Here is a 21,104-nt window from a genome sequence, read left to right on the forward strand (position 1 = left end):
GTCCCCGCCGGCGCCCGCCAATGTCCTCGGACCACTGTCCCGTCGCTCTTCGTGTACTCCCTGATGAACGGCACGTCGCAGACCCCTCCCTGGTTTGTGCTGCGCCTCCCTGCGCAACCGCCCCATCCAAGCACCCGCCACTGACAAGCCGTCACCCCGCGATCACCACTCGTGATTTCGAGGTGGAGCGCTGAAGCGAGCAGGGTCCTCGAGCTGGTCGGCACACACCGAGACCCCGCTGAATCAGATCGGACCGTTCGAGGACACGACGGGAGACTGTGGGACCGTGTTCATGGACAAGGCCCAGTTCCAAGCGCACCATTGCGGCAACGAAGAGCTCCACTGACTGGCGCGCGAGATCCCTGAGCGAGGCTCGGCCTTCGACGTCGCCCTCGTGCCGCTCAAGCCCTCCATGCTGCTCATGGACGAGATGACCCACGTTGTCAGCAAGAGCGCCGCGCCTGCCTCCGGTCGGATGCCGGCGGGCGCGCCCCGCTTGGTGTATGAGCTGTGTCGGCCGCTGCGACCGGTCCGGGGGCTTTCGAGCGGTGATCGTGAGGTGCTGGCGGACGAGCGCTGAGACTCGATACCGGGAGCGGTGTACGGGGCGCGCCGCGGCGGCAGACGCTCGCACCCGGGGCTGCTCGGGGAGCATCGAGCTGGCGATCAGGAGCGAGAGAGGCCTCACCTGCGGAAGCGGCCCGAAGAAGTCTCCTCGGGCCGCGGTTCGGAAACCGGATACGCTTTTGCAGCCGGCCTGTGTGCCTTCAACCAGGCATGGCCCGTGACGAACCAGGGGGACCAGATGACCACTACGAAGACCGCACGGCAGAGCCCGGGCCCGTCGGGCGCCCCGGACGAGCCTGTCGTCTACTTCAGCGATGAGGCCTCTGCCGTGATGAGGCCCGTACCCGGTCCGGCCCTGCGCCTGAAGTCGCCTCTGGAGACCCTGACCTGGCTGGCGCCCCCAGCCTTGGAGGACGGGGACGACTACCGGCGTTGACCGAGAGGGTAAGGGCGCGGCCGTCGTCTCTCAACTGCGGTTGAGGACGACGACCCGGGCCTTCGTCGCCGAGCCAAACGCGGGGGTGGATCCGGTGTCGTCGCACCCCGGCATTTGCTGACCCCCACTTCAGTGCCTGAGCTGCTTCTCATCGTGATGGCGACGGATGTGGAGGTTGATCAGCACAGGTATCAGCGAGATGCCTGCGTCGCCTCCTGGACGAAGCTTTACCGGGGCTCCGAGTTGACCTGCCAGGCGATCGCGCCCGAAGCGCCCGGCCGTCCCTTGACGGCAATGGCCAGTTCGGCAGGCGCTGATTCGATCCGGTAGGTGCCGGCTTTGCCGTCGCAGTTCTGCACCTGGGAGGGCGCAGCACCGATGGTCACCTCGACGGCCCCCGCGCCAGCACACGCGACGACGACCTCGTACCTCATCCCCTTCGTCAAAGGGGAGAGGTTACGGGTCCCCTCCTGGACCGTGCTCTGCCCTCGCTCCACGAAGGCTGCCTCCTCGTCCGAGATCCCCGAAACGGCGCTGCTTGCACGCTCGGCAAGGAGGTCCGGGCTCGCCGGCGGGGTGCCTCTTGTCGCGGACGGCACCGCCGTGGGCGACTTGGCCGCCGGAGCCGGGCCTTCGCCCGTACAGCCGGAAGCGAAGGCGGCGAGCGCGAGCGCCAGGACTACGGGGGCGGGTTGGCGGATCATGAGCTCGTCTCCCAGTAGCGCCATCCGAGCTCGTCCCTGTCCGGAATGTTGAACGTGCCAGAACGCGCCAGAGTCTTGCCGCACCTGTCGGCGCTGGTCCAGTACTTCTTCCAGGTCACCTTGCGGCCCCAGGAGCCGTACGCGGTGTGCCCGTACTTGGCGTTGCCGATGTTGCGCCGGTATTCGTGTCCGACGGTGATGCCCACCTCGACTCCGAGCGTCACGTCCACCTTGGCCTTGGCCGCTGCGACGACGCCGCTGACCTCGGTCTCAAAGCCTGCCGTGCCCTCGATCTTCGGCTTGCCTGCGGTTTCGACCTTGACCACCATCGTGCCGCCGGGGCCGTCCTTGAAGGACGTGCCCGGCCACTTGATGTGGTGCACGGGGGCCGAGGCGATCTCGTACCAGGTCCTGACCGGGTTGTCGCAGCGCATCGGTACCGGACCGCTCGTCAGCGGCTCCTTCTTCGCGTCGACTTCCGGCAGCTTCGCCATCGTGTCGTCGATCGGGTCGTACGCCGCGTTCGGATCGGACACGTAGCCGACAGCGGACTCAGTGGTCGCGGACTCGCGGACGCGTTCCGGGGAGGCCGTCGTCGTGGAGGTCGCTATCGTCGCCATGGCCAAAGGGGCGAAAGGTAGGGCGATGAGCCTTCGCCCCATCTCGTTGTGCATGAATTCCCCCTGCATTGCGCCTCCTGGTCGAGGCGGGTCGCCTGTGACCCTAGAGGCATGAGCCGAGACGAGGCTCGTAAGTGGATCATTTCTGAGGAGGACTTGAGGTCCCGCGGCGAGCCAGTCACTTGACTGTTCGCACCCTGTGGTTCGGGCAGCCAGGCAGCAGGTCCTCATTCGGTAACTGGCTCTGCTCGGGCCGCGTGGGCGCGTTGCTGCTGGCCAAGTGGCGCATCGACGACGACCTGGACGGATACCAGATCGTGCTCGACCTCCTGACCGAGCACGGTGACAGCGTCGAGACACCGATCCTGGTCGCGATCGAGACCAGCCGTGGCCTGCTGGTCGCCACCCTGCTGACCGGCACCTGGCAGGTGTTCGCGGTCGATCCGATGACCGTCTACCGCTACCGCTACCGCGACGGCACGGCGTGAGCAGCAAGAAGTCCGACCCCGGCGACGCGCTCGGTTCTGGCCGGCATCATCCGCACCGACACGCACACGCACCGGCCGTTGCCCGCGGACAGCGACCTGGCCCAGGCCATCGGCGTCCTCGCCCGTACCCACCAAGGCGCAGCCTGGAACCGGCAGCAGATCGCCGACCAGCTCCGCTCGCTGCTGCGTGAGTGCCCGGCGGCGGTCCGCGCCGACATCACGGTCGCCCGGCCCCTCGCCGAGGGCCGGGTCCTGGTCGTCTTCGAGCCGGCCGGCTGGGCCCGCACGCTCGCGGTCGGCTCCCAGTTCGGTCAGGCTCTCGCACTCGCCGTCAGCGTGATCCTGATGCCGGTCCACTCGGCGATCGCCACCGTGCAGCGAGGCGAGGAGACCAGCACGGTCGCGGCAGAGAAGACCAGGCGTGGGGTCCGCGTGGAGGAGGCCCCGGACGTCGCCGCTGCTGCGGAGCACGCCGCCCGCCTGGCCGAGCCGGGTGACGTCACCATCCGCCGCGCCGCCCACATCGGCCACTGAAGCTCACCAGGCGAGCGAAGCGACCGGGCCTCCGAGTCCGGTCTCCGCCCGCCACGTATGAGTCAGCAGGAAACCACCCTCGCCCCGCCGCGTCGGCTGCGATCGTTGAATCCGCCGACGGCGACCCAACCGAAGGACCGGCATGACCAGCAACAGCACCACGCACTTACACTTCGGCGACCTCGTCCAGTGCGTGATCACCAGCTACGGTGAGAACCACGTCGACACCCCCTCCGGCGACGCCGTCCTCGTCGACACCCGCATCCTGCGCAACCCCCCGGACGACCCGGCCGTCCCCGAACGCATGCTCCACTCCAACGGCCTCGACCCCGAGGTCCGCCGCTACGTCATGGCAACCCCCGGCGCCGACCAGCTCGTACGCCGCAACGCCCGCATGGTTCTCGCCCTGCTGGACGCCGAAGCGCGGCAGCAGCGGACTGGCTCCCACCAGCTGAAGCGGGTCGACGTCCACGTGATGTGCGGGGGAGGCCGGCACCGCTCAGTGGCCATCGCCGAAGAGATCGGCGACCACCTCCGCGCCGCCGGCGTCGGCTGTGAAATCGAGCATCCCCACATCGACAAGCCCATCACCGCCAAGCCCCGCCCCTGACTCCAGTGCCACTGGCCGAGGGGAAGCGCTCGAGACCAGGATGCTGTTCGTCCGCCAGGATGATTCCCGCGCGGCCGGTCCGGGAGCCCCGGTGTTCCCGCGCCCCTTCCGGACCCGGCCGTGCCACAGTGGCCCCGGGCCCCCGACGTCCCCCGTCACGGCTCACCCCGGCCCCGCCAGCCATCCCCCCCGCTGGCGGGGCCGACCCATACCCGCTACTTCGCGTTCGACCACAGGCCGTACGACTGGGTCGTGAACTGCCCGTCACCCGGCCGGATCGTCACTGTGTTCTCCTGCGCCCAGGAGACCAGGGCGGAATGGTCACGGGATTCGACAGCACCACCAAGAGGGCGGCCAGGGCGAGCACCGAGTCCTGGCGTAGGTTCGAACCTATGACGCGCACCCTGAGATCCCGGCTGGTGGCCCAGTGAGCGGCTGGTGGGCCTACCTGGAGGAGCGGACCTGCCGTGAGGTCGATGCCGACGTGCTGCGCGACCGGCGGCTGTCGGCGGTCAGGTCCGTCTGGGAGGCACTGCGCCCGCTGGGGGTTGGCCTGCACGAAGCCGAGCGGGTGGTCCACGCGCGATACCAGGCTCTGGGCGACCGTGTGAAGCGCACGCCGCCTGATCCGCTGGACCTCCCCTCGCTCGCGGCCCGCGCCGCTGCTCTCCCGGGCCGTGTGGCGGCGGTCGAGGCGCTCTGGGACGGCGATACCGTGCACGACTGGTTCGTGCTCCTGGTCGCGGTTCTGGACGCCCCGGATGGGGAGGGCTGCCTGGCGACTGTCTACCACCGATCCGATGGTCCTCCTCCTGGTGTTGCCGCCGCCGAGGCCGGCCGGGCGCTGGCGGGCCACCTTGGCGTGCCCTTCCACTTCGCGTCTCCGGACGTCCCTGATGACGACGCCCCGCGCTGGAGGACGATCCAACGGTTGACGGAAGGGCCCTGACCGGAGGCTTGGACGGAAAGCGGCGACCCCAAAGAGGCCGGACGACGTGGTGCCTCCCCGTTCTACGGGAGGCACCTGCCGACGGTCGGCAACGGCGCGATCGCGGCTGCCGGTGAGGCTATGTGGTCACGGCGTCGGCTGCGGTGCGGATGACGTTCAGGACGGTCTCGGGCCGGGAGAGCATGGGGACGTGGCTGCTGTCGACCTCGACCGTGGTGGAGCCCATTCGCTGGGAGACGAAGCGCTGAAGATCGGGATGGACGGCCTGGTCGCCCGTGGTGAGGAGGTACCAGCTGGGCTTGGACTTCCAGGCCGGGTTGTCGGTCGTGGACGTGAGCATCTCTGCGCGCGGGGCTCCCTGGGTAGCCCAGACGAGCTGCTGGTCCTCTGGGGGCAGGTCGCCGCAGAAGTACGAGATGCCGTCGCGGGCGATCCAGATGCGCCCGTTCTCCTCGTCCAGGTGGGAGAACAGTTCGGGCTGGGGGAACCTGCCGATCTGTTCCTGGGCGCTCTCGCCGGCCTCGGGGCTGAGCGCGGCCAGGTAGACGAGCCCTGCGACCTTCTCGTGGTTTCCGGCAGCGCTGATGACGAACCCGCCCCAGGAATGGCCGACGAGGATCGCGGGGGCGCTGACTCGATCCAGGGCGCGATGGACGGCGTCGACTTCGCCCTCCAGGGAGTCCAGGGTGTTCTGGGCGGAGATCACCTCGTGGCCTTCCCGCTGCAGGGTGGGGATCAGCTTGCTGAAGCAGGAGCCGTCGGCCCACAGGCCGTGGGCGAAGACGATGCTGGGCTTCTTCGATGCCATGGGCACGTTCCTCTGCTCGGCGCGGACCGCTCGTCCGCGCGCCTGACCGAACGCATTCAAGTCGACACCGGGAATCGGCCGCGCACCTCCGGGGTGGCCCAGGCAGGGGAGCCGCTGGGCTGGGCACCGGAACCACGCCCCGGCCTCCTCGTCCGTGGGGAGATCCACTGAGCAGGTGTGGGGCCGCCTCCGAGCAGGGGGTGGCCGATTTCAAAGAGCGCCATCAGCGCAGCCCATGACGATCCGACCCGACAGCCCACGCCCGGACGGCGTGGATGGGAACCTTCCAGCAACCACAAGGGGGGCCAGGTGACGCAGGAGATCCCGCTCTGCCCCCACCGTGACCGGCCGACCGTCGTTGTCCCTCCACCGCTGGGCCGGAAGTAGCAGTTCGGGGGGTGGGCGCGACTTCGCCTCCCCCGCTCTGTGGCCTGACTACCTCAAGGAGGGCGCCCAGGGTGACTTGCGAGGCTCTTTGGACGTGCAGCCGGGGTTGCGCAATGACGCGGCGGGGCCCGCACACCAGAATCCGCGCATGGTGAAGGATCTCGTTGCTGCGTTCAGCCTGCTCATCGGACTGGCAGGTCTGACACTGAGCGACGCAGCTTACCGACAGAAGGCTCGGCAGGAGGGACAGGAGACGGCCTCCGAGCGGAGGAACTGATGGTGGTCGACGCCCGTTCATTCGACCTGCAGACCGAGGCGGTGGCGTTCCCGGCGTCGTTGCGGGCGCGGGGGTGTTCGCCGAACACCGAGCGCGCGTACGCGGGGCGGGTCGCTCTGTACTTGAACTACTGCCGGATACGGCGGCTGGACTGGCGGATCCCCGGGTTTCTGGACCTGGCCGACCTGCAGCGGTGGCTGGTTGAGACGCCTGTTCCGCCCCGGGCCAGTCCGTTACCGGTCGTGGGGGACGGCGAACGCGGTCATGACCGTGGTGGGGGAGTTCCTGCGGTTCGGTGCTGTGCACCGCTGGGTGCCGGCCACCACGACGGCTTTACTGTCCCAGCCGAAGCTGCTGCGCTTCACCCCACCCGGCTACGACACTGGCGAATCGGGCCGGCGGCTCCAGGCCGAGGCCGCCGCGTTCCGCCTGCTCCAGCAGTTGCTTGCCCTCTTTCAGCGTCAACTGCCGTCGGTGCTCGGGTACCAGGTCATGAACCACCATCTCCAGCAGCCAGCTGGGGATCAGCACACCGCCGTTGAGATATTCGGGCCCCACCTGGTCTTTTCGAACTCAACGCGCTTGGCCATCCCGCGGACGCCCTGGGACTCCGTTAGCTCACACAGCCAGTGGGCCAGATCCTCTGCTTCCCGTGTGAGGGCCTTGCCAGCCTTGCCCACTCTGGGCCGCCCCGGCTTGCCTGCGGGGTGGCCCTCGTTGCCCGTCATGTAGGTCCCTCCTTGGCTCGCAACCGGTAGTTGTCCGCGACCGACCTGCGAAAGCGCATCAGACGCCCGGGACTTGTGCAACACGTGGTTCGGTCGCTTCACAACAACCCGGCTACACCTCTCAGAGGTTGACCCGTGAAGCGGACCACCAGGGCGTTACGCCCTACGCGTCGCCCACGGCCCTACGGCTCCCTCGAACCCCGCGGAAGCTGAGGGCGGCACACGCCCTCCAGGGCTGACCTCCGCGCCGCGAGGCCACGCCTGCGCGATCTGTGCCGGCCTGTACGGCGTGCCCGGGGCGGGCCGATGACGACCGTGCCGCTGCGGGGCACGAAGTACGAGTTTGTCGGCCACCGGGTCGAGGGCCGCCTGGTGGTCGACAACGTTATTGTCGCAGGCGTACGCGCACCGTCCGTAAGGTCCCGTGCACTACTTGTCATGGTGGCCTCACGCGTAGGCGGTCACCCATAGGAGGAGCCCTACTGTTGTCTTGACAACAGTTGTCGCGACATTCACTCTGGAAGAGTGACAGCTTCCAGCAGCGGCCTGCGTGATCATCTCGGCTACTGGCTCCGCCGGCTCTCCGACGAAGTCCACGGCCGGTTCGAACGAGAACTCGCCCAGCACGACGTGACCGTCTCCCAGTGGGCGGTCCTGATCACCGTCCACCGCGGCGACGCCACCACCACCCGGGAAGTGGCCCGATACATGGACATTGACGCCGGCGCGGTCTCCCGCCTGGTCGACCGCCTGGCCGCCAAGGGCCTGATGACTCGCGAACCGGACCCCGCATCCCGCCGCACCCTGCGGCTGGCACTGACCGACACCGGCCGCGACCTGGCCCCGCGGCTGGCCGAGATTGCCGACCGCAACGACGCCCATTTCTTCGCCGGCCTCGACCCGGCCCAGCGCCACCAGTTGGAGGAATGGACACGCCGCGTGCTGGGCGAAGCCCACCCGCAGCCCACCCGACCGCCAACCTCCTGAAAGGCGCCACCATGAGCACCCCCACCACCACCGCCCGCTCGGTCACCAAGACCGTCACTATCGAGCGTCGCGTCGCCGACGTCTTCGCCTTCCTCGCTGACGCGGCCAACTGGCCCGCCTGGGCGATCGTCAACGTCAAGGCGATCGAGCCCACCGACGAGCCGGACTGGTGGCTGATGACCACCCCGCACGGCCCCGCCAGGCTCCGCATCCGCGGAAACGCCGAACTCGGCATCCTCGACCACGACTACGTCGAGGAACAGGCATCCTGGCAGGTCCCCGCCCGCGTCGTCGCCAACGGGCCCGGCTCCGAATTCATGATCACCTTCTTCCAGCCCCCGGCCTTCACCGACGCCTTCTTCGACGAGCAGGTCGCCCTGGTCGACACCGAACTCGCCACCCTCAAGCGCATCCTCGAAACCGGCGCCTGAGCCTGTGAGGCCTGGGACTCCGGTGCTTCCGCCTGGACCCACACCCTGCGGGAGGCGTACGCCAACGACCAGAACGCCTCGACCTCCCTGGTGGAGGTCACCGCGCGGAGCAACCGGGCCAAGGCCGACCGCGACCCGGCCGCGTGGATGCCGCCCGTCCCGGACGCGCACTGCCGGTACGTCGGCGAGTGGATCGCGACGAAGGTCCGCTGGGGCCTGTCCGCGGACCAGGCCGAAGTCGACGCGCTCACCGTGTACGCCGAGGCCTGCGAGACCACCGTCGTCCACTACACGCCCGCCCCGTAGCCGGGCCCCGACGCCCCCTTTCGCCTTCGGGTGGAAGGGGGCGGCTTCGTCGTGTCTGGAACGCGCCCTTGCCCAACTCTGCACAGACTGCTGCAATTTCGAGAAATGTCTGCGAGAGGGGAAGCGACATGAAGCTACGCTTTATCGGCACCACCTCGGGCGGCGGCAACTGCCCGACGCTGTACGAGACCGACCGCGGAACCATCGTCGTTCAGGGCTACGTCGTCACCGACGAAGAGGCGCTCGGCCAGCTGCGGGACGTCCTCGACGGCGAGACATTCGTCGAGGTCCCCCGCGAGCTCCTCACCCGATTCGCACCCAAGGAGTGACGTGCCCGACCTGATTACAGGCGAGGCATTCGGAAGCCTCTTCGAGGACTTCGAGCACACGGCCTGGCGGCTGGAAACCCGGACGCTCTACACCGTCGACGAGGAGCAGGAACCGTTCGCTCGCCATCGTCACGGCGAGGACCCCGGCACGGACTGGTTCCAGCCGTGGCTCGACACCATGCGGCGCGGCATCGAGCTGGGCAAGCGGATCGAGCGGGTGCGGGTCGTACCCGAAGTTCTCACCGACTACCTCGAGTTCGAGCTGTGGTTGTGCCAGTTCAACGTGCAGGTCGGCGAGGACATCCGGTACCTGCCGCAGGACCAAGCGGACAAGCTGGCCCTGCCCGACTACGACTACTGGCTCTTCGACTCTCGCCGCCTCGGCCGCATGCACTTCACTGACGAGGGAGTACCGCTCGGCACCGAGATCATCGAGGACCCGGCCGAGGTCGTCCGGCACAGCTACCTGCGTGACACGGCCTGGCACCACGCCGTCCCGTATGCCGACTACGTTGCCGGGCGGGCCGACGCGCGGTGACCAAGATCCACGAAGCGCGTGAGGCGCTCGGCCGACGCCTTCGTGAGCTCCGCCGTGAAGCCGCGCTCAACGGCAAGGGGCTCGCGGAGACGTTGGGCTGGCCGGCAAGCAAGGTCAGCAAGATCGAGCTCGGGCGACAGAGCCCGTCCGAGCACGACATAACCGCCTGGGCAGCCGCCTGCGACGCAGTCGAGGCCACGCCCGGGCTCGTGGCTGCACTACGAAACCTTGAGACCCAGTACGCGGACTGGCGTCGTCAGCTGCGCGACGGAACGAAGCTCCGCCAGCAGGCACTCACCGAGGTTGACGCCACCACGAAGGTGATCCGAGCCTTCGAGAGCACATGGGTACCCGGCCTGCTGCAGACACCGGAGTACGCGCGCTGCCGCCTCGCTGAAGTCGTCGACCTGTACGGCATCACCAACGACATCGATGCAGGCGTGCAGGCGCGCATGGAGCGGCAGAACGCCCTGTACCAGCCGGGGCGCCACTTCCACTTCGTCATCACCGAGGCCGTACTACGGTACGGCACGGCCCCGCGAGACGTCATGGCCGGCCAAATCGACCGCCTGGTGAGCGCCTCGTCTCTCGCGTCTGTGCGGCTAGGCGTCGTCCCGTTCGGTATCCGCCTCCCCGTGAGCCCGCTGCACGGCTTCTGGATGTTCGACGACCGGATCATCATGGTCGAGACCTTCGCTGCCGAGATGAGGTTGACCCAGCCCGAGGAACTGCGCCTGTACCGGGGCGTTTTCGATCGGCTGGCGACGATGGCCCGCTACGGTGCCGATGCGCGCCACATCCTTACGGCCGCGCTCGACGCCCTTGGAGAGCAACCCTCGGACGACTTCGAGAAATAGCAAGCAATTCTCTCGGGGTTTCCGAGCAACGTCCCTACGGTCGAGGACAGGACGGCAACCGACCTAAGGGGCGCTTCCGGTGATCTGCATCTACTGCAACCAGCCTGGTGCTGACCGAGTCGTGGGACTGACCCCGGCGAACAGCGGACCCGGCTGGACACGACGCGCACACGCCTCGTGCGCGGAGGCCCGCAGGGTGGAAGAACTGGAGACCCTCCTGCCCACTCGGCAGGTCACGGGTTTCTCGGGGAAGGCGGCCTGATGCCCATCGAAGCCGAGCCGATCCCGCCTATCGGCCGACTCTCCGAGCGCCAACGCCACGAGGAGGCGAGCACCCGATGACCACCCCTACACGAGCTGCGACCAAGCCGCTGGCGCGCCCTGATGAGTGCGGCCATCAGTGCGTCGGCTGCCTCGCGAGCAAGACCGACGGCTTCGGCGGCCAGGCGCTCGTGAACCTCTGTGACTGCCCCTGCCACCGCACGAGGGTCGGCCGGTGAGCGAACGGCAGAAGCAGGCGGTGTACGTCCTCGTCGTCCTGGCCGCCCTCGCCGCGATCGTGTACGGCGTCACCACCTGATCTCCCGTCTCGGCCGCCACGCCCCTGGACAGGTCGACGGCCGAGACGGGACGGGCCACGCGGCCCGGCACGTGCACGACCGGCCCGGGGCAGGGCCCCGCGCCGAGCACACACCAAGGGAGCAGCATGAGCGCTGTCGGAACCATCAGCAACGGGCGCAGCACCAAGGCGTACCAGAACGTCAACGCGCCCGGCCTGGACTGGCGCAAGTCCAGCCGGACGGACCTCGACCCGATCCTGAAGGACTGCGTGATCGTGGCCGAGGCCCCCGCGGCCGAGGGACACCCGCACGCGAGCGTCCCGGACGGCACCCGCATGGTGGCCCTGTCCGACGACAAGGACCCGGCGGCGCCGGTCCTGTACTACAGCCGGGCCGAATTCACGAAGTTCCTCGACGGCGCCGCCGCCGGCGAGTTCGACTACCTCCGCGCCACCGACGCGGAGATGGAACAGGCCGGCATCACCGCCTCCGCGTGAACACGGCCGAAGTCGGCCGGGCCTTTGGGCACGTGCAGCAGATGCTCAGCCGGACGCCGTGCCGGGAGTGCCGTGGCACGAACACGGTTGGATACATCATCGAGGGCGCGGTGATCGTGTCGTGCGAGGACTGCGGCGGGGCCACCCGGAAGGGCCGGCTCGCCGCCCGGGATGGCCTGACCGACCACTGACCGACCCGGCCGGGAATCGGACGGTCGGCACGCTCATCGTGCGCGCCGCGTCTGGACCCGTGTAGCTACACCACGCCCCTACGGCCTTGGCCGGCCTGCGTCCCCGCCGCAGCTGGCCGGGCCTATTGCGCTTAGGTCTGTGAGCGCTGCTGCCGGACGGCGACGCGCGCCAGAGCGGCGGCTCCGCTGGCCTCCCGATCGTGCAGGGGGATGTCCTCCACAATCACGACGTCCCACATCTCCTTGAGCTCGCCACCCATGTGGTGCATGGAGTTGCTGATGTGGACCCCGAGGCCGAGGTGAGTAGCTGACTCTGCCATGGCAACGGCCTCCGCAAGGTCGCCCGTGAAGGCCTCTTTGATCACGACTGGGTGGGATACGTGTCCCGCGTTGTCAACCGTCATGCCATGGAGCCTGGCAGCAGGCCACGCGGGCGCGGGGCCATTCGTGCCAACCTCGATTCCAAGGTTTAGGCCGGAAGCGGTCGGGAGAGGTCCGGCCCGTACATAAACGAGCAGGTCAGAGCCTTGCCAGTTCAGTCCGTAGAGCTCTGGAAAGTGATCACCCCGTAGAGGCGTTTCGAAGAGCTCTTGGGTTGCCCGAGCCCGCGCCGCCGGCGACGTGTTGCTCCTGGACGGCGAAGCGGGCCGTCGCCGTCCTGACCTGGAGCAGCGGTGGGGGCGGCCCCAGTGGTTCGATAGGACCGCCCCCGAACGGGTGACGCTCAACTCCGGCGCGTCGGGCTCAAGTCGGCGGCAGCGGCGCCGTGGGCTCGTGGCCGGCGGGGCCGGGCGAACGGGATTGCGTGCCAGCCCTGTTCCAGGACGGCGATGTGCTTCAGGCAGTCGTACTGAGGGAACAGCTGGCGCAGGTTCACGACACCAGCGTCATCGGCCGCGCAGAGGAGCTTCGCCAGGCTGGTGCCGGTGGTGGTGACCGCTTCCTCCAGTTCGGCGATCGAGGTGGCCATCACGGGGATGTCGGTGGCGGGCAGGTCCACGCGGTGCGCGGGGGTGTTGATCTGGTGGAACGGCTCTGCGGTCACCACCATCCCGATCATCCGGCAGTCGGCCGGGATGCCGGAAAGCTCCGGGTGCTTGCCGGAGCGAAGAAGGTCGACTGACCCGTTGATCTGCTCGAACGCTTTCTTGATCGGCGTGGCGACGAGGAGAGTGGTGAAGTCCGGCCCGCCGAGCCGCAGCTGCTCGCCCGGGCGGGTCGACTTCACCTCGACCAGCAGGACCAGATCGGGGAAGACGACGAAGAAGTCGATCGTCTTCCTCTTCAAGTTCTTGGAGATCCTGACCGGGATCTCGGGTGGACCTTGGCGTCGGGCAGCAGGTCGAGCGGGCGTCCGACGTGACGCTCGAAGAGCCTGCCGACGTCGTTGGTGAACGCATTGCCCCACTCCGACTTGTTGTCGCCCCCGGTGTAGTAGACGCCGAGAGGGGGCGCCTTGCCCAGTACGGCGGCCGGCACCGGGACAACGTAGCCACTCGGGGGGACACCGCCGACCAGCTGTTGGCGGGTTCCGTTTCGGCCAGTACCTCCACTGCTCGTAGAGCCTGGACCTTGGAGTAGTGGGCGCCGACGAGCAGGACAGCCAGGGCTGCGGACGGGTTGGCGGTCAGAGCCTCGTGGAGCCGATGCTCCCGGCCACGCCCCCGTCGCTGCGGGCGCTGACGGCAGTCGCGGTCGGCGGCTGGAAGACCGCCTCGATCGGGTGTCTGCCCCGACTTCTGGCACGTGATGTGCGGCGAGCCCTGCCGCCACGATCATCGGTACGACCGGCAGACGTACTCAAGAGCCGCCCGCTCGGCGCGTTGCGGAGGTGGGCAAGCCCCATGTGGACGCTGCCTCACGACAGTTGCACCGTAAGGGGGCTGGAGGGTTGCACGTAGAGGTGTACTAGGGGTTGCACCAGAGGTAGGGCCGGGAGTGGGACCCTCCCTTTCGCGATCTTGATCATCGCCCCTGGTCAGGCCCGGTGGGCAAGCCCGATCGCCACCACGACACCTCTTTTCTCCGCGATAGCCGGAGGAAGAGGTCTGCTTCTCTTCAGGGCCGGCCCTCGCCACCGCGGTCCACCCCAGCTCCGCCCAGTCCAACCCAACCGCGGCGATCTCCTCCAGCGCCACGCATCACACCAGCCGGAAGTGGATCCTCCGGGGCGTAGTCGATCACCTGACCCAATGTGTCTTCGCCTGGCATCGCGCCGACCCGGAACTGCCCGCGCCCCCGAAGCAGTACGGCGACGCCCAGGAGTCGTACGCGCTCCGATGATGTCTCCTCTCAGGGCGAGCATCAGCGAGCTGCCGACCCGGTCGCAGCCGCGGCCCGCGACAAAGAGATCGCGCTCGAGCCGGCGCCGCTCGACGAGGAGCAGGACACCGCCGCGACCCGCACCGAGACCAGCGAGCCCGCCGACAACGTGGCATGGCAGGAGACCGCAGTCGAAGAGTCGGCCGCGGACGCAACCGTGGCCGACGACACTGCGGTGCCCACGAACGACTGGGACACGGTGCCGACCTTCGACGAGCCTGTCGTAACCCGGCCCGACGCGGAGCCGCACCCCTTCTTCGAGCGACCCGATCCACAGCCACTGGCGATGCCGACGGCCGGTGAGCCCCGTGACCTCGACCCGGTTGTGGTGCCATCGGCAGAAGTGTCTGACGAGTGGCAGGCCGGCGGGGGAGCTCGGGAGCAGGACGCGGTTCGTCTTCCGATGCCGCGGTCGGCGCCTCCTGTAGACGGGCAGCCGGCGCTGTGGGAAGCCGGCGTCACGGACACGGGAGCGGCCACCGCGCAGCTTCCGGAGCAGCAGACGAGCGAGCCGGAACTGGACCCCGTGCAGCAACAGATTGTGACCGTCGCGGCGTGGCTGGCCGACGCCGAGGAAGCGGGGGAGAAGCTGTCCGGCGCCGAAGTCGCCCGCCGTCTTGGTGTCTCTGCGCGAACCGGTCAGCGCCGGCTGGACAAGGCCACGGAGCACCTGGCCGAGCAACGCCGCCAGCAAGGGCGAGCGCACCTCCGGTCTGTGCGGACCTGACCGAACGAGCTCCCAGCGTTGGCCGATGACCGGGTGACCGGTCATCGGCCAACGCCGTGTCCGGCTAGCTGGCCGTGACCGATCCGGTCTGCCTGTGGCCGATGACCGGTTCCGCGCCTGTCGGTCATCGGCCATGACCGATCCGCCGCTCATTGCCCACCCGGGACGGTCGTGGCCGATGCGACTTCCCGCCCACTGTTCCTGGTCCTCCGGGCAGGCTTGCCCGCCTCTATCGGAGGCTTGCCCACAGTGGCACGGCACGGTCACCACGGCTTGCCCAACCCCTCGGCAGGCTTGCCCAATCGGCCACCGGCGGCTTGCCCCGACACAGGGCAAGCCATTCACCTGCTCTTTTGGGGATCAGGGCAAGCTTTCGGGCAAGCCGGTCTGAGGAGAGTTCACGGCATGAGATCCGAGAGGAGACGTGCCGTGCTCGACGTACCACGCCCCGCCCACCCCGCCGGCGGGATCTTCCACCGCCTGGATGCGGAGTGGGCGGCGCTGTGCGCCGACGCCGAAGTCCAGGCCGCCGTGGCCGACTGGCTGGTGGCCGATCGGCTGGCCGACGGCATCGCCATGGTGACCGACAGCGTGACCGATCCCTGGGTGCGCACCCTCGGACCCACCCACCTCATCGCCGCGCTCCGACCCGGCCACGGTCGCCTGACCGACGAGCTGACCGACGCCGTGCTGCGGGCGCTGCTGCGGCGCGCGGCCGGCTGTGACCGATCGGCCATCCTGGCCGCCCGCGTCATCGTCCAGGCGATGCTGCCGGCCGCCGTCCGCATGACCCGCGGTCAGGTCCGCTCCTTCGGTGGCCGATCCTTCGACGACATCGGCCACATGACGGTGGCCGCGCTCTTCGAAGTCGCCCGCTCCGGCCGGATCCACCACCGGCCTGGCCGGCCCGCAGCGAACCTCGCCCTGGACACGCTGCGTCACCTCTGCGCCGCACTGGCCTCCGACCGCGAGACGTACGCCGGTGAACTGGCCGCCGCCGAGAACCTGCCCGACCCCGTTCCGGGCCTGGCCCTGACGGCGGAGGCCGCCGCCGTCCACGCCGCCGCCGCGGCCGCAGGCCTCACACCGGGCGTGCCGGCCAACGAGGTCGAGGCGGCCAGCGCCTGTCTCGAGCTGCTCGAGCTGCTCGTGGAAGCGATCGACTCCGGCGCCCTCTCGGTTTCCGACGCCCGAGCCATCGCCTGGCACTACACGGCCGCCCCGGTTCCCGACGCCGTGGCCGCAGCCGGCGCCCGCACCACGCCCGGCGCCATCACCACTTCCGCGAAAGCCAGATCGTTTGAGATCACCACCGGCCTGCAGTCTCAGAACATCTGGCACCTAAGCAAGTCAGCGTCACGTCAACTGCCACCTGCGCTGCGACAGGACACCAGAGAACCGGCATTGCCTTGAGAAGTCTTGACGGCGTGTGATCGCGTTCGGGGTCAGTGTCGGAACAGCCAGACCACGCGGTCCCACGACAGGGCGTGGTAGACGATCAGCACGCCGGCGAGCGTGATGGCCAGAACATGGGATCCCGCCGCGTAAAGCGCCACGGCGCCGCCGAAGAAGACAGCCAACTCCAGGAGGAACCGCAGCGCGCCGGGGGTCGCCACCACCGTCCCGCCGGACCGGGACTTGTCGCCGGGGGTGGCGAACACGCCCCACAGCACCGCCACAAGGACCGGGGCCACGACTACAAGGACGTACCGCAGAGGTCCTGGCGTGGTCGTCCAAGCCCAGACCGCGAAGCATGCGAGCGACACCAGTTCCAGAACGAACCGTACAGCGAGCGTGGACGCGTGAAACCCGAATCCTGACGACATGCGCGAGATCCCCTCCCCTATAGCCCTCCGCGGATGTGAGCCGCCGGCGGCCGAGAGCGGACAAGAGAGCAGACCACGGGCACCCCGGCTCCGGGGCTACCGGTCCCTCGATATGCCGGGCAGGGCCGCTGACTTCCTTCGCGCCGCCGACCTCGCCCCCACCAAGCGGGCCACCCTCGACCAAGGCGTCACTGTACCCGGCCAGACCACCGCGTCCTCAGGAAATGCCACCGCCGTGAGACTGGCCGGTGTGCCACCGACCTGCGACAGCGACTGAGCTCCTGGTCAGCGGGCAGGGCCCGGTCACGAAGCGCGAGATCCTACAGCCTCCCAGCCTAGGCACCCCGCCCCGGGATCGCACCTGCCTGCGGGCGGCTGCCCGCCCGTTGGTGGTAGCTGCTGCACGGCCCCCGAGCGAGGGTGCTGACCTGCCCCCTTGGTGGACGGATGCGCATCACGCTCGTCGGCCGCCTGGTGGTGCTCCCCGGCCTTGCTTACGCCACGGCGATCGGGCTGCTGCGCGGGTGAGCTCCAGGGGGCCGGGGTTGCTACTCGCCGGGTTTGACCGGGACGGACTCGACCGTGACGGCCGGTCCTGCGGGCGATGGTGAACCCCGCGCGTGGCTGAGGGAGTTCACTCAGTCGATGGGGTGGGCGAACATCATCACCGCCGGAGGCCGCAGCAAGCCCGGAGCAGGCAACGAGGAGCCCGCGCCGGGCGACATCGGCTGCATCATGGTCGAGAACGACGTGACCGAGCCCGGCGACAAGCCCATGCCCGTCGAGCTGCTCGTCGGCATCGCCGACAAGACGACCCAGACGGCCGGGGCGCGGACTGAGAAGCCCCGCACCGGGGCCGACGCCGAGGGCGGGTTCTCCTTCAACAGCGCCACCCCGATCGGACCGGGCACCCACCGCCAGTCCATCGCCGTCGGCGAGGCCCCCTTCTGGCGGGTGGAGCTGAAGCCCGGCCAGAAGCTGACGGTCAAGGCAGGCGTGGACATCCCGGCCGACTTCCCCAAGTCCGCCACCACCGGATGGAGCGTCGACCTCTACAACGCCCAGCGTGAGTCGACACAGTGCAACGACGACCATGACTCCACCGAGCTCTTCGCGGGCCGGACGGGGCACATCGAGCGGCTCTGCGGGCCCTGGCCCTAGGAGATCACCGAGCAGGACGGTGCGAAGAGTCCCGACTGCAAGGGATACGACGTGCCCGGCACGTACTGCATCCAGGCGCAGGTCGCCGAGCGGGACGACGAGGCGAAGGGCATCGTCGTACCGTTCTCGCTGACTGTGGACATCTCCGGCACACCGCGCGACGGAAAGGGCCCGGTGTTCTCCTTCGGAGACGACGGGGCCCAGGGCCCTTCGCAGTCCGGTGCGAACGCGACCGGCGACCAGGGCGGTACCGGCGGCACAACGGCTGCCGCGAAGGACGACGACTCGCCCATGGGCAAGGTCGTACTGCCGGCCGGTATCGGCGCCGGGATCCTTCTCCTCGGCAGCGTCACCTTCTACGCCCTCAGGCGCCGAGGGGCAGCCTGACAACGGCGCGCGTGCCCTCGTGCTGGGGGTACCGCACGCCGGCTACCGCCGTCCCTGCCTGCGTCCGGGCCAGGGATCGATCGGGGGCTTACTGCTCTGAGTGCTCCGCCCAGTCCACACATCCGTGCACCACTCGGCAATCGATGGGGTGGGTTGACCACCGGTTGCCCACCTCAAGAATGAGGCAAGTACGCCTTGACAATCTTGAATTGTCAAGGCGTACTTGCCTCATGACTCTTCCGGATCTGGACGATCTCATTGCGGAAGTCGACCGGAGATGCGATACCGCGCACCGCCCCGGCGGACAGGAACAGCCCGACTGGATCGCCCTGCTGGCGGCCGCCGCCCGACTCTCCGGCCAACTGCAGGCACTGGCAGACGACCTGGTGGAGGACTACGTCGAGCACTGCCGGATGCACGGCAACTCTTGGACGGACATCGGCACCGCCCTGGGAGTGACCCGGCAGGCGGTCCAGCAACGCTTCCATGCACCTCACAAGCGCTACAGCCCCGAGATGATGACCGACGACCTCCGCCAGGCGATGGTCCACGTCAAGCGGGCAGCCGTGCACCACCGCAACAACTACATCGGCACCGAGCACCTGCTCTGGGGACTGACCGCAGAGGACAACAGCGCCACCCGACTCCTGCAGACCGTCGGCGTGTCGCCGGAGGCGGTCCATCAATCCGTCGGAAGCCGGTTGAGCATGGGAGCTTCCCAGGCGGCCGAACGGATCGCCTGGACCCCCTACTCCCGTAAGGCCATCGACATCGCGGAGGCACGGTCGGAGCAGCACGGATCTGACCGCATCGACTGCGAGGACCTGCTGATCGGCCTTGCCCGGGTCGGCCGCGGAGTGGCCGCCGCCGTCCTGACCGAGGTCGGCTTCGACCCGGCAATCCTCGACCCCGCGCCTGTCGATACCTGAGCCGGGCGGAGCCCGGGAGAAGCAAGTCGTACTGCCGCGGTGCAGGCCGGAACCCGGACGCCATCCCTCCCCGGAAACGGAGCCAACGCGCGGGTTCTTGGCGGCCCGGCTCCAGGATTCTGCGAACTCACGCGCTTCCAACCGGTCCAGGAGCGACCGGGACCCGGCCGAGTGGATGCCGCCGCTGCCGGAGGTCCACTGCCGGTACGTAGGCGAATGGGTGTCCACGAAGCTCCGCTGGGGCCTGTCCGCGAAACCAGGCCGAGGCCGACGCGCCGACGGTGTACGCCGAGACCTGTGAGACCACGCTCGTCCACTACACCCCCTTGCCGTAGCGACCGCGCAGCGCTCGGGTCCGCTCTCGGCGGCCGTGGTCGCCCGGGGGCTTCCGCGGAGCCCGAGACGCGCTCTCCGGCGGGGAGCCGCTGCCGGCCATGCTGCAGCCCGCTCCTCGTTTCACCTCCGAGGGCCAGGCCGAAGCGAGCTGTCGCGCGTGACTCTGCCCTGCGGGGAACGCCGTGGAACCCGCGATTCGGAGCGCGTCGACGAGTACACCGATCCGGCCCGCTTCGACGCCTTCGGCTGGCATGAACTGACGTGGCTGCTGCTCCACGTCACGCAGGCCGGCCGGGATGACCTCGCAGAGCGCCAACAGGCCGACCTCGAGCACTACGCCGACGTTCCATGACCGCTGCGACGCTGAACCAACGAGCGTTCGGGACCGAGGTGGCACTTCACGCCGTTTCCCCGGTCCGCCCCGGCGCAAGCGCACCGGGATATGTGCTTGCGCTCGGCGTGTCATTACGGTTGGTGATCAAGCAGCTACCATGAGTGCCCCAGGGGGCCTGGCTGGGCTCGCCACATCGACCACCTAGTTGTGCATCTGCCGGAGCTCGCTTACACCTGGGTCTGGGTCTTCTGCTTGAGGCGTTCGTAGGGCGTCTGGCCGCCGAGGGCACCGTGGGGGCGATGGTAGTTGTAGTAGTCCTCCCACTCGCGGAGCTTGTCGTTGAAGACGCCGGTGTCATCGATGACGACTCCGTCGAGCATGCGGTAGAACTCCTCGGCGTCGATCCGGTGGGAGCGTTCGACCTTGCCGTTGAGGTGCGGTGATGCGGGTTTGATGTAGGTGTGGGCGATGCTTTTGTCGAGGATGTTCCAATGGAAGGCCGACTGGAATTCGGCTCCGTTGTCGGTCTGGATCACCTCGACGCGGAACGGCAGGCGCTCCAGGACGTAGTCGAGGAACTGGACGGCGGTCTTCTGGTCGCAGCGCGGGTAGATGCGGAGTACTCGCAGCCGGGTGCAGTCGTCGATGGCGGTGAACTGGTAGTACTTCGCCCGGCGTCGTTGTTTCGGCGGAGTTCCGGTCACGGGCGCCGCGGCCGGGGCCTGCTCCGGTAGGCCGATCGGTTCGATGAATTTGACGTCGATCTGGACTCGGTTGCCGGGCAACTGCTTCTCGTAGCGGGTGTAGCGCTTGTCGTGCCGCTTGTAGCGTTGGGAGGCCGGCAGGCGGTTCATGCCGAGCTTCTTGAGGATGCGGTAGACGGCGGAGTAGGCGATGTCGATGTCGTGATACCGCTTGAGATACATCTGGATCTTCATCGGGCCGAAGTGGTAGTGCTGCCGCAGGTAGACGATCTTGTTGACGACGTCTGCCTGGGTGGCGTGGGGGCAGTGGTGGGGCTTGCTGGAGCGGTCCCGCAGGCCCTCGAGGCCTTCGTCCCGGTACCGACGCAGCCACTTGTAGAAGCAGGTCCGGCCGATGTCGTAGTAGCGGCAGGTCAGCGCGACGTTACCGGTGACTTCCTCGGCGTGGCGCAGGACCGCCAGGCGATGCTGTGCTTGGCGGTCCTGCTGCTGTTGCAGCGACAGGGGGCATGGCAGATCTCCGTAATGGTCGGAGACCCTGAGTGTCAACAACGTCCGGCAGTTTTATACGATC

At 68.6% G+C, this 21,104-nt stretch carries 25 protein-coding genes and 2 pseudogenes; 18 read left to right on the forward strand and 9 right to left on the reverse strand.

From position 1 onward, the window contains the following. Positions 1 to 805: 805 nt before the first annotated feature. Positions 806 to 1,003: a hypothetical protein gene (locus ACGFMM_RS34270; protein WP_393650421.1), complete on the forward strand. Its 198-nt coding sequence runs from the start codon at positions 806 to 808 to the stop codon at positions 1,001 to 1,003. Between the two features lie 227 nt (positions 1,004 to 1,230). Here ACGFMM_RS34270 and ACGFMM_RS34275 read toward each other — a convergent pair whose 3' ends face one another. Next, positions 1,231 to 1,707 carry a hypothetical protein gene (locus tag ACGFMM_RS34275; RefSeq protein ID WP_393650422.1) on the reverse strand — a complete coding sequence of 159 codons (477 nt, stop codon included), beginning with the start codon at positions 1,705 to 1,707 and terminating at the stop codon, positions 1,231 to 1,233. Further along, the gene (locus ACGFMM_RS34280; RefSeq protein ID WP_393650423.1) at positions 1,704 to 2,327 is read right to left on the reverse strand and encodes a hypothetical protein; all 624 of its coding nucleotides are present in this window, start codon (positions 2,325 to 2,327) and stop codon (positions 1,704 to 1,706) included. The genes ACGFMM_RS34275 and ACGFMM_RS34280 overlap by 4 nt, the downstream gene beginning before the upstream one ends. 269 nt (positions 2,328 to 2,596) lie before the next feature. Between ACGFMM_RS34280 and ACGFMM_RS34285 the strand changes: the two are divergent. The 3 genes and pseudogenes from ACGFMM_RS34285 to ACGFMM_RS34295 all read left to right on the forward strand — a co-directional run. Next, positions 2,597 to 3,085: pseudogene (locus tag ACGFMM_RS34285) on the forward strand (transposase); the annotation flags it as partial. Positions 3,086 to 3,491: 406 nt separating this feature from the next. Next, positions 3,492 to 3,959 (forward strand): hypothetical protein, encoded by a 468-nt coding sequence (locus ACGFMM_RS34290; RefSeq protein ID WP_393650424.1) that lies wholly within the window; start codon positions 3,492 to 3,494, stop codon positions 3,957 to 3,959. A gap of 427 nt (positions 3,960 to 4,386) precedes the next feature. Then, entirely contained in the window at positions 4,387 to 4,908 is a 522-nt protein-coding gene (locus ACGFMM_RS34295; protein WP_393650425.1) for a hypothetical protein, read from the forward strand. Between the two features lie 118 nt (positions 4,909 to 5,026). Here the strand turns inward: ACGFMM_RS34295 and ACGFMM_RS34300 are convergent, their stop codons facing one another. Beyond that, positions 5,027 to 5,716 (reverse strand): alpha/beta fold hydrolase, encoded by a 690-nt coding sequence (locus tag ACGFMM_RS34300; RefSeq protein ID WP_393650426.1) that lies wholly within the window; start codon positions 5,714 to 5,716, stop codon positions 5,027 to 5,029. A gap of 997 nt (positions 5,717 to 6,713) precedes the next feature. Next, on the reverse strand, positions 6,714 to 6,938 hold the full coding sequence (locus ACGFMM_RS34305) for a hypothetical protein (protein ID WP_393650427.1): 225 nt from the start codon (positions 6,936 to 6,938) through the stop codon (positions 6,714 to 6,716). A 695-nt stretch (positions 6,939 to 7,633) separates the two neighbouring features. Between ACGFMM_RS34305 and ACGFMM_RS34310 the strand changes: the two genes are divergently transcribed. From ACGFMM_RS34310 to ACGFMM_RS34345, 8 genes and pseudogenes are all read left to right on the forward strand, one after another. After that, positions 7,634 to 8,095: a MarR family winged helix-turn-helix transcriptional regulator gene (locus ACGFMM_RS34310; RefSeq protein ID WP_393650428.1), complete on the forward strand. Its 462-nt coding sequence runs from the start codon at positions 7,634 to 7,636 to the stop codon at positions 8,093 to 8,095. 11 nt (positions 8,096 to 8,106) lie between these two features. Next, the gene (locus ACGFMM_RS34315) at positions 8,107 to 8,526 is read left to right on the forward strand and encodes a hypothetical protein (protein WP_393650429.1); all 420 of its coding nucleotides are present in this window, start codon (positions 8,107 to 8,109) and stop codon (positions 8,524 to 8,526) included. Positions 8,527 to 8,532: 6 nt separating this feature from the next. After that, a pseudogene (locus ACGFMM_RS34320) lies at positions 8,533 to 8,832 on the forward strand (HNH endonuclease); the annotation flags it as partial. Between the two features lie 128 nt (positions 8,833 to 8,960). Further along, on the forward strand, positions 8,961 to 9,161 hold the full coding sequence (locus ACGFMM_RS34325; RefSeq protein WP_393650430.1) for a hypothetical protein: 201 nt from the start codon (positions 8,961 to 8,963) through the stop codon (positions 9,159 to 9,161). A 1-nt stretch (position 9,162) separates the two neighbouring features. After that, positions 9,163 to 9,699, forward strand: coding sequence for a DUF6879 family protein (locus ACGFMM_RS34330; protein WP_393650431.1), 537 nt, complete (start codon positions 9,163 to 9,165; stop codon positions 9,697 to 9,699). Beyond that, positions 9,696 to 10,556, forward strand: coding sequence for a DUF5753 domain-containing protein (locus tag ACGFMM_RS34335; protein WP_393650432.1), 861 nt, complete (start codon positions 9,696 to 9,698; stop codon positions 10,554 to 10,556). Before ACGFMM_RS34330 ends, ACGFMM_RS34335 begins: the two co-directional genes overlap by 4 nt. Before the next feature lie 706 nt (positions 10,557 to 11,262). Further along, positions 11,263 to 11,613, forward strand: coding sequence for a DUF397 domain-containing protein (locus tag ACGFMM_RS34340; protein WP_393650433.1), 351 nt, complete (start codon positions 11,263 to 11,265; stop codon positions 11,611 to 11,613). Further along, entirely contained in the window at positions 11,610 to 11,804 is a 195-nt protein-coding gene (locus ACGFMM_RS34345; protein ID WP_393650434.1) for a hypothetical protein, read from the forward strand. Before ACGFMM_RS34340 ends, ACGFMM_RS34345 begins: the two co-directional genes overlap by 4 nt. Positions 11,805 to 11,935: 131 nt before the next feature. On the opposite strand, the gene ACGFMM_RS34350 is transcribed toward ACGFMM_RS34345, so the two are convergent. From ACGFMM_RS34350 to ACGFMM_RS34360, 3 genes are all read right to left on the reverse strand, one after another. Further along, the gene (locus ACGFMM_RS34350; RefSeq protein WP_393650435.1) at positions 11,936 to 12,208 is read right to left on the reverse strand and encodes a hypothetical protein; all 273 of its coding nucleotides are present in this window, start codon (positions 12,206 to 12,208) and stop codon (positions 11,936 to 11,938) included. A 320-nt stretch (positions 12,209 to 12,528) separates the two neighbouring features. Further along, positions 12,529 to 13,092 (reverse strand): hypothetical protein, encoded by a 564-nt coding sequence (locus tag ACGFMM_RS34355; RefSeq protein ID WP_393650436.1) that lies wholly within the window; start codon positions 13,090 to 13,092, stop codon positions 12,529 to 12,531. Then, positions 13,089 to 13,283: a hypothetical protein gene (locus ACGFMM_RS34360; RefSeq protein WP_393650437.1), complete on the reverse strand. Its 195-nt coding sequence runs from the start codon at positions 13,281 to 13,283 to the stop codon at positions 13,089 to 13,091. The genes ACGFMM_RS34355 and ACGFMM_RS34360 overlap by 4 nt, the downstream gene beginning before the upstream one ends. A 715-nt stretch (positions 13,284 to 13,998) precedes the next feature. Between ACGFMM_RS34360 and ACGFMM_RS34365 the strand changes: the two genes are divergently transcribed. Both ACGFMM_RS34365 and ACGFMM_RS34370 read left to right on the forward strand, forming a co-directional pair. Continuing rightward, the gene (locus ACGFMM_RS34365) at positions 13,999 to 14,853 is read left to right on the forward strand and encodes a hypothetical protein (RefSeq protein WP_393650438.1); all 855 of its coding nucleotides are present in this window, start codon (positions 13,999 to 14,001) and stop codon (positions 14,851 to 14,853) included. 429 nt (positions 14,854 to 15,282) lie between these two features. After that, on the forward strand, positions 15,283 to 16,266 hold the full coding sequence (locus ACGFMM_RS34370; protein WP_393650439.1) for a hypothetical protein: 984 nt from the start codon (positions 15,283 to 15,285) through the stop codon (positions 16,264 to 16,266). A 32-nt stretch (positions 16,267 to 16,298) separates the two neighbouring features. Here the strand turns inward: ACGFMM_RS34370 and ACGFMM_RS34375 are convergent, their stop codons facing one another. Beyond that, positions 16,299 to 16,679, reverse strand: a complete 381-nt coding sequence (locus ACGFMM_RS34375) for a YrdB family protein (RefSeq protein ID WP_393650440.1) — start codon at positions 16,677 to 16,679, stop codon at positions 16,299 to 16,301. A gap of 645 nt (positions 16,680 to 17,324) precedes the next feature. Between ACGFMM_RS34375 and ACGFMM_RS34380 the strand changes: the two genes are divergently transcribed. The 4 genes from ACGFMM_RS34380 (at position 17,325) to ACGFMM_RS34395 (ending at position 19,844) form a co-directional block, all read left to right on the forward strand. After that, on the forward strand, positions 17,325 to 17,840 hold the full coding sequence (locus ACGFMM_RS34380; RefSeq protein WP_393650441.1) for a hypothetical protein: 516 nt from the start codon (positions 17,325 to 17,327) through the stop codon (positions 17,838 to 17,840). Positions 17,841 to 17,891: 51 nt separating this feature from the next. Beyond that, positions 17,892 to 18,227: a hypothetical protein gene (locus ACGFMM_RS34385; protein ID WP_393650442.1), complete on the forward strand. Its 336-nt coding sequence runs from the start codon at positions 17,892 to 17,894 to the stop codon at positions 18,225 to 18,227. Positions 18,228 to 18,457: 230 nt separating this feature from the next. After that, complete coding sequence (locus ACGFMM_RS34390) at positions 18,458 to 19,156, forward strand: Clp protease N-terminal domain-containing protein (protein ID WP_393650443.1); 699 nt, start codon at positions 18,458 to 18,460, stop codon at positions 19,154 to 19,156. 493 nt (positions 19,157 to 19,649) lie between these two features. Further along, the gene (locus ACGFMM_RS34395; RefSeq protein ID WP_393650444.1) at positions 19,650 to 19,844 is read left to right on the forward strand and encodes a hypothetical protein; all 195 of its coding nucleotides are present in this window, start codon (positions 19,650 to 19,652) and stop codon (positions 19,842 to 19,844) included. Between the two features lie 209 nt (positions 19,845 to 20,053). On the opposite strand, the gene ACGFMM_RS34400 is transcribed toward ACGFMM_RS34395, so the two are convergent. Beyond that, on the reverse strand, positions 20,054 to 21,082 hold the full coding sequence (locus ACGFMM_RS34400) for an IS481 family transposase (protein ID WP_393650445.1): 1,029 nt from the start codon (positions 21,080 to 21,082) through the stop codon (positions 20,054 to 20,056). Positions 21,083 to 21,104: the final 22 nt, after the last annotated feature.

The organism is Streptomyces sp. NPDC048604 (genome assembly GCF_043199435.1).
Lineage (GTDB): Bacteria > Actinomycetota > Actinomycetes > Streptomycetales > Streptomycetaceae > Streptomyces.

Bases quoted from the DNA above. Each gene is read 5' to 3' on its own strand.
- ACGFMM_RS34280 (WP_393650423.1), bottom strand. From the start codon at position 2,327: ATGGCGACGATAGCGACCTCCACGACGACGGCCTCCCCGGAACGCGTC.
- ACGFMM_RS34275 (WP_393650422.1), bottom strand. From the start codon at position 1,707: ATGATCCGCCAACCCGCCCCCGTAGTCCTGGCGCTCGCGCTCGCCGCC.
- ACGFMM_RS34340 (WP_393650433.1), top strand. From the start codon at position 11,263: ATGAGCGCTGTCGGAACCATCAGCAACGGGCGCAGCACCAAGGCGTAC.
- ACGFMM_RS34325 (WP_393650430.1), top strand. From the start codon at position 8,961: ATGAAGCTACGCTTTATCGGCACCACCTCGGGCGGCGGCAACTGCCCG.
- ACGFMM_RS34380 (WP_393650441.1), top strand. From the start codon at position 17,325: ATGGGGTGGGCGAACATCATCACCGCCGGAGGCCGCAGCAAGCCCGGA.
- ACGFMM_RS34290 (WP_393650424.1), top strand. From the start codon at position 3,492: ATGACCAGCAACAGCACCACGCACTTACACTTCGGCGACCTCGTCCAG.
- ACGFMM_RS34315 (WP_393650429.1), top strand. From the start codon at position 8,107: ATGAGCACCCCCACCACCACCGCCCGCTCGGTCACCAAGACCGTCACT.
- ACGFMM_RS34350 (WP_393650435.1), bottom strand. From the start codon at position 12,208: ATGACGGTTGACAACGCGGGACACGTATCCCACCCAGTCGTGATCAAA.
- ACGFMM_RS34375 (WP_393650440.1), bottom strand. From the start codon at position 16,679: ATGTCGTCAGGATTCGGGTTTCACGCGTCCACGCTCGCTGTACGGTTC.
- ACGFMM_RS34390 (WP_393650443.1), top strand. From the start codon at position 18,458: ATGACTCTTCCGGATCTGGACGATCTCATTGCGGAAGTCGACCGGAGA.
- ACGFMM_RS34270 (WP_393650421.1), top strand. From the start codon at position 806: ATGACCACTACGAAGACCGCACGGCAGAGCCCGGGCCCGTCGGGCGCC.
- ACGFMM_RS34300 (WP_393650426.1), bottom strand. From the start codon at position 5,716: ATGGCATCGAAGAAGCCCAGCATCGTCTTCGCCCACGGCCTGTGGGCC.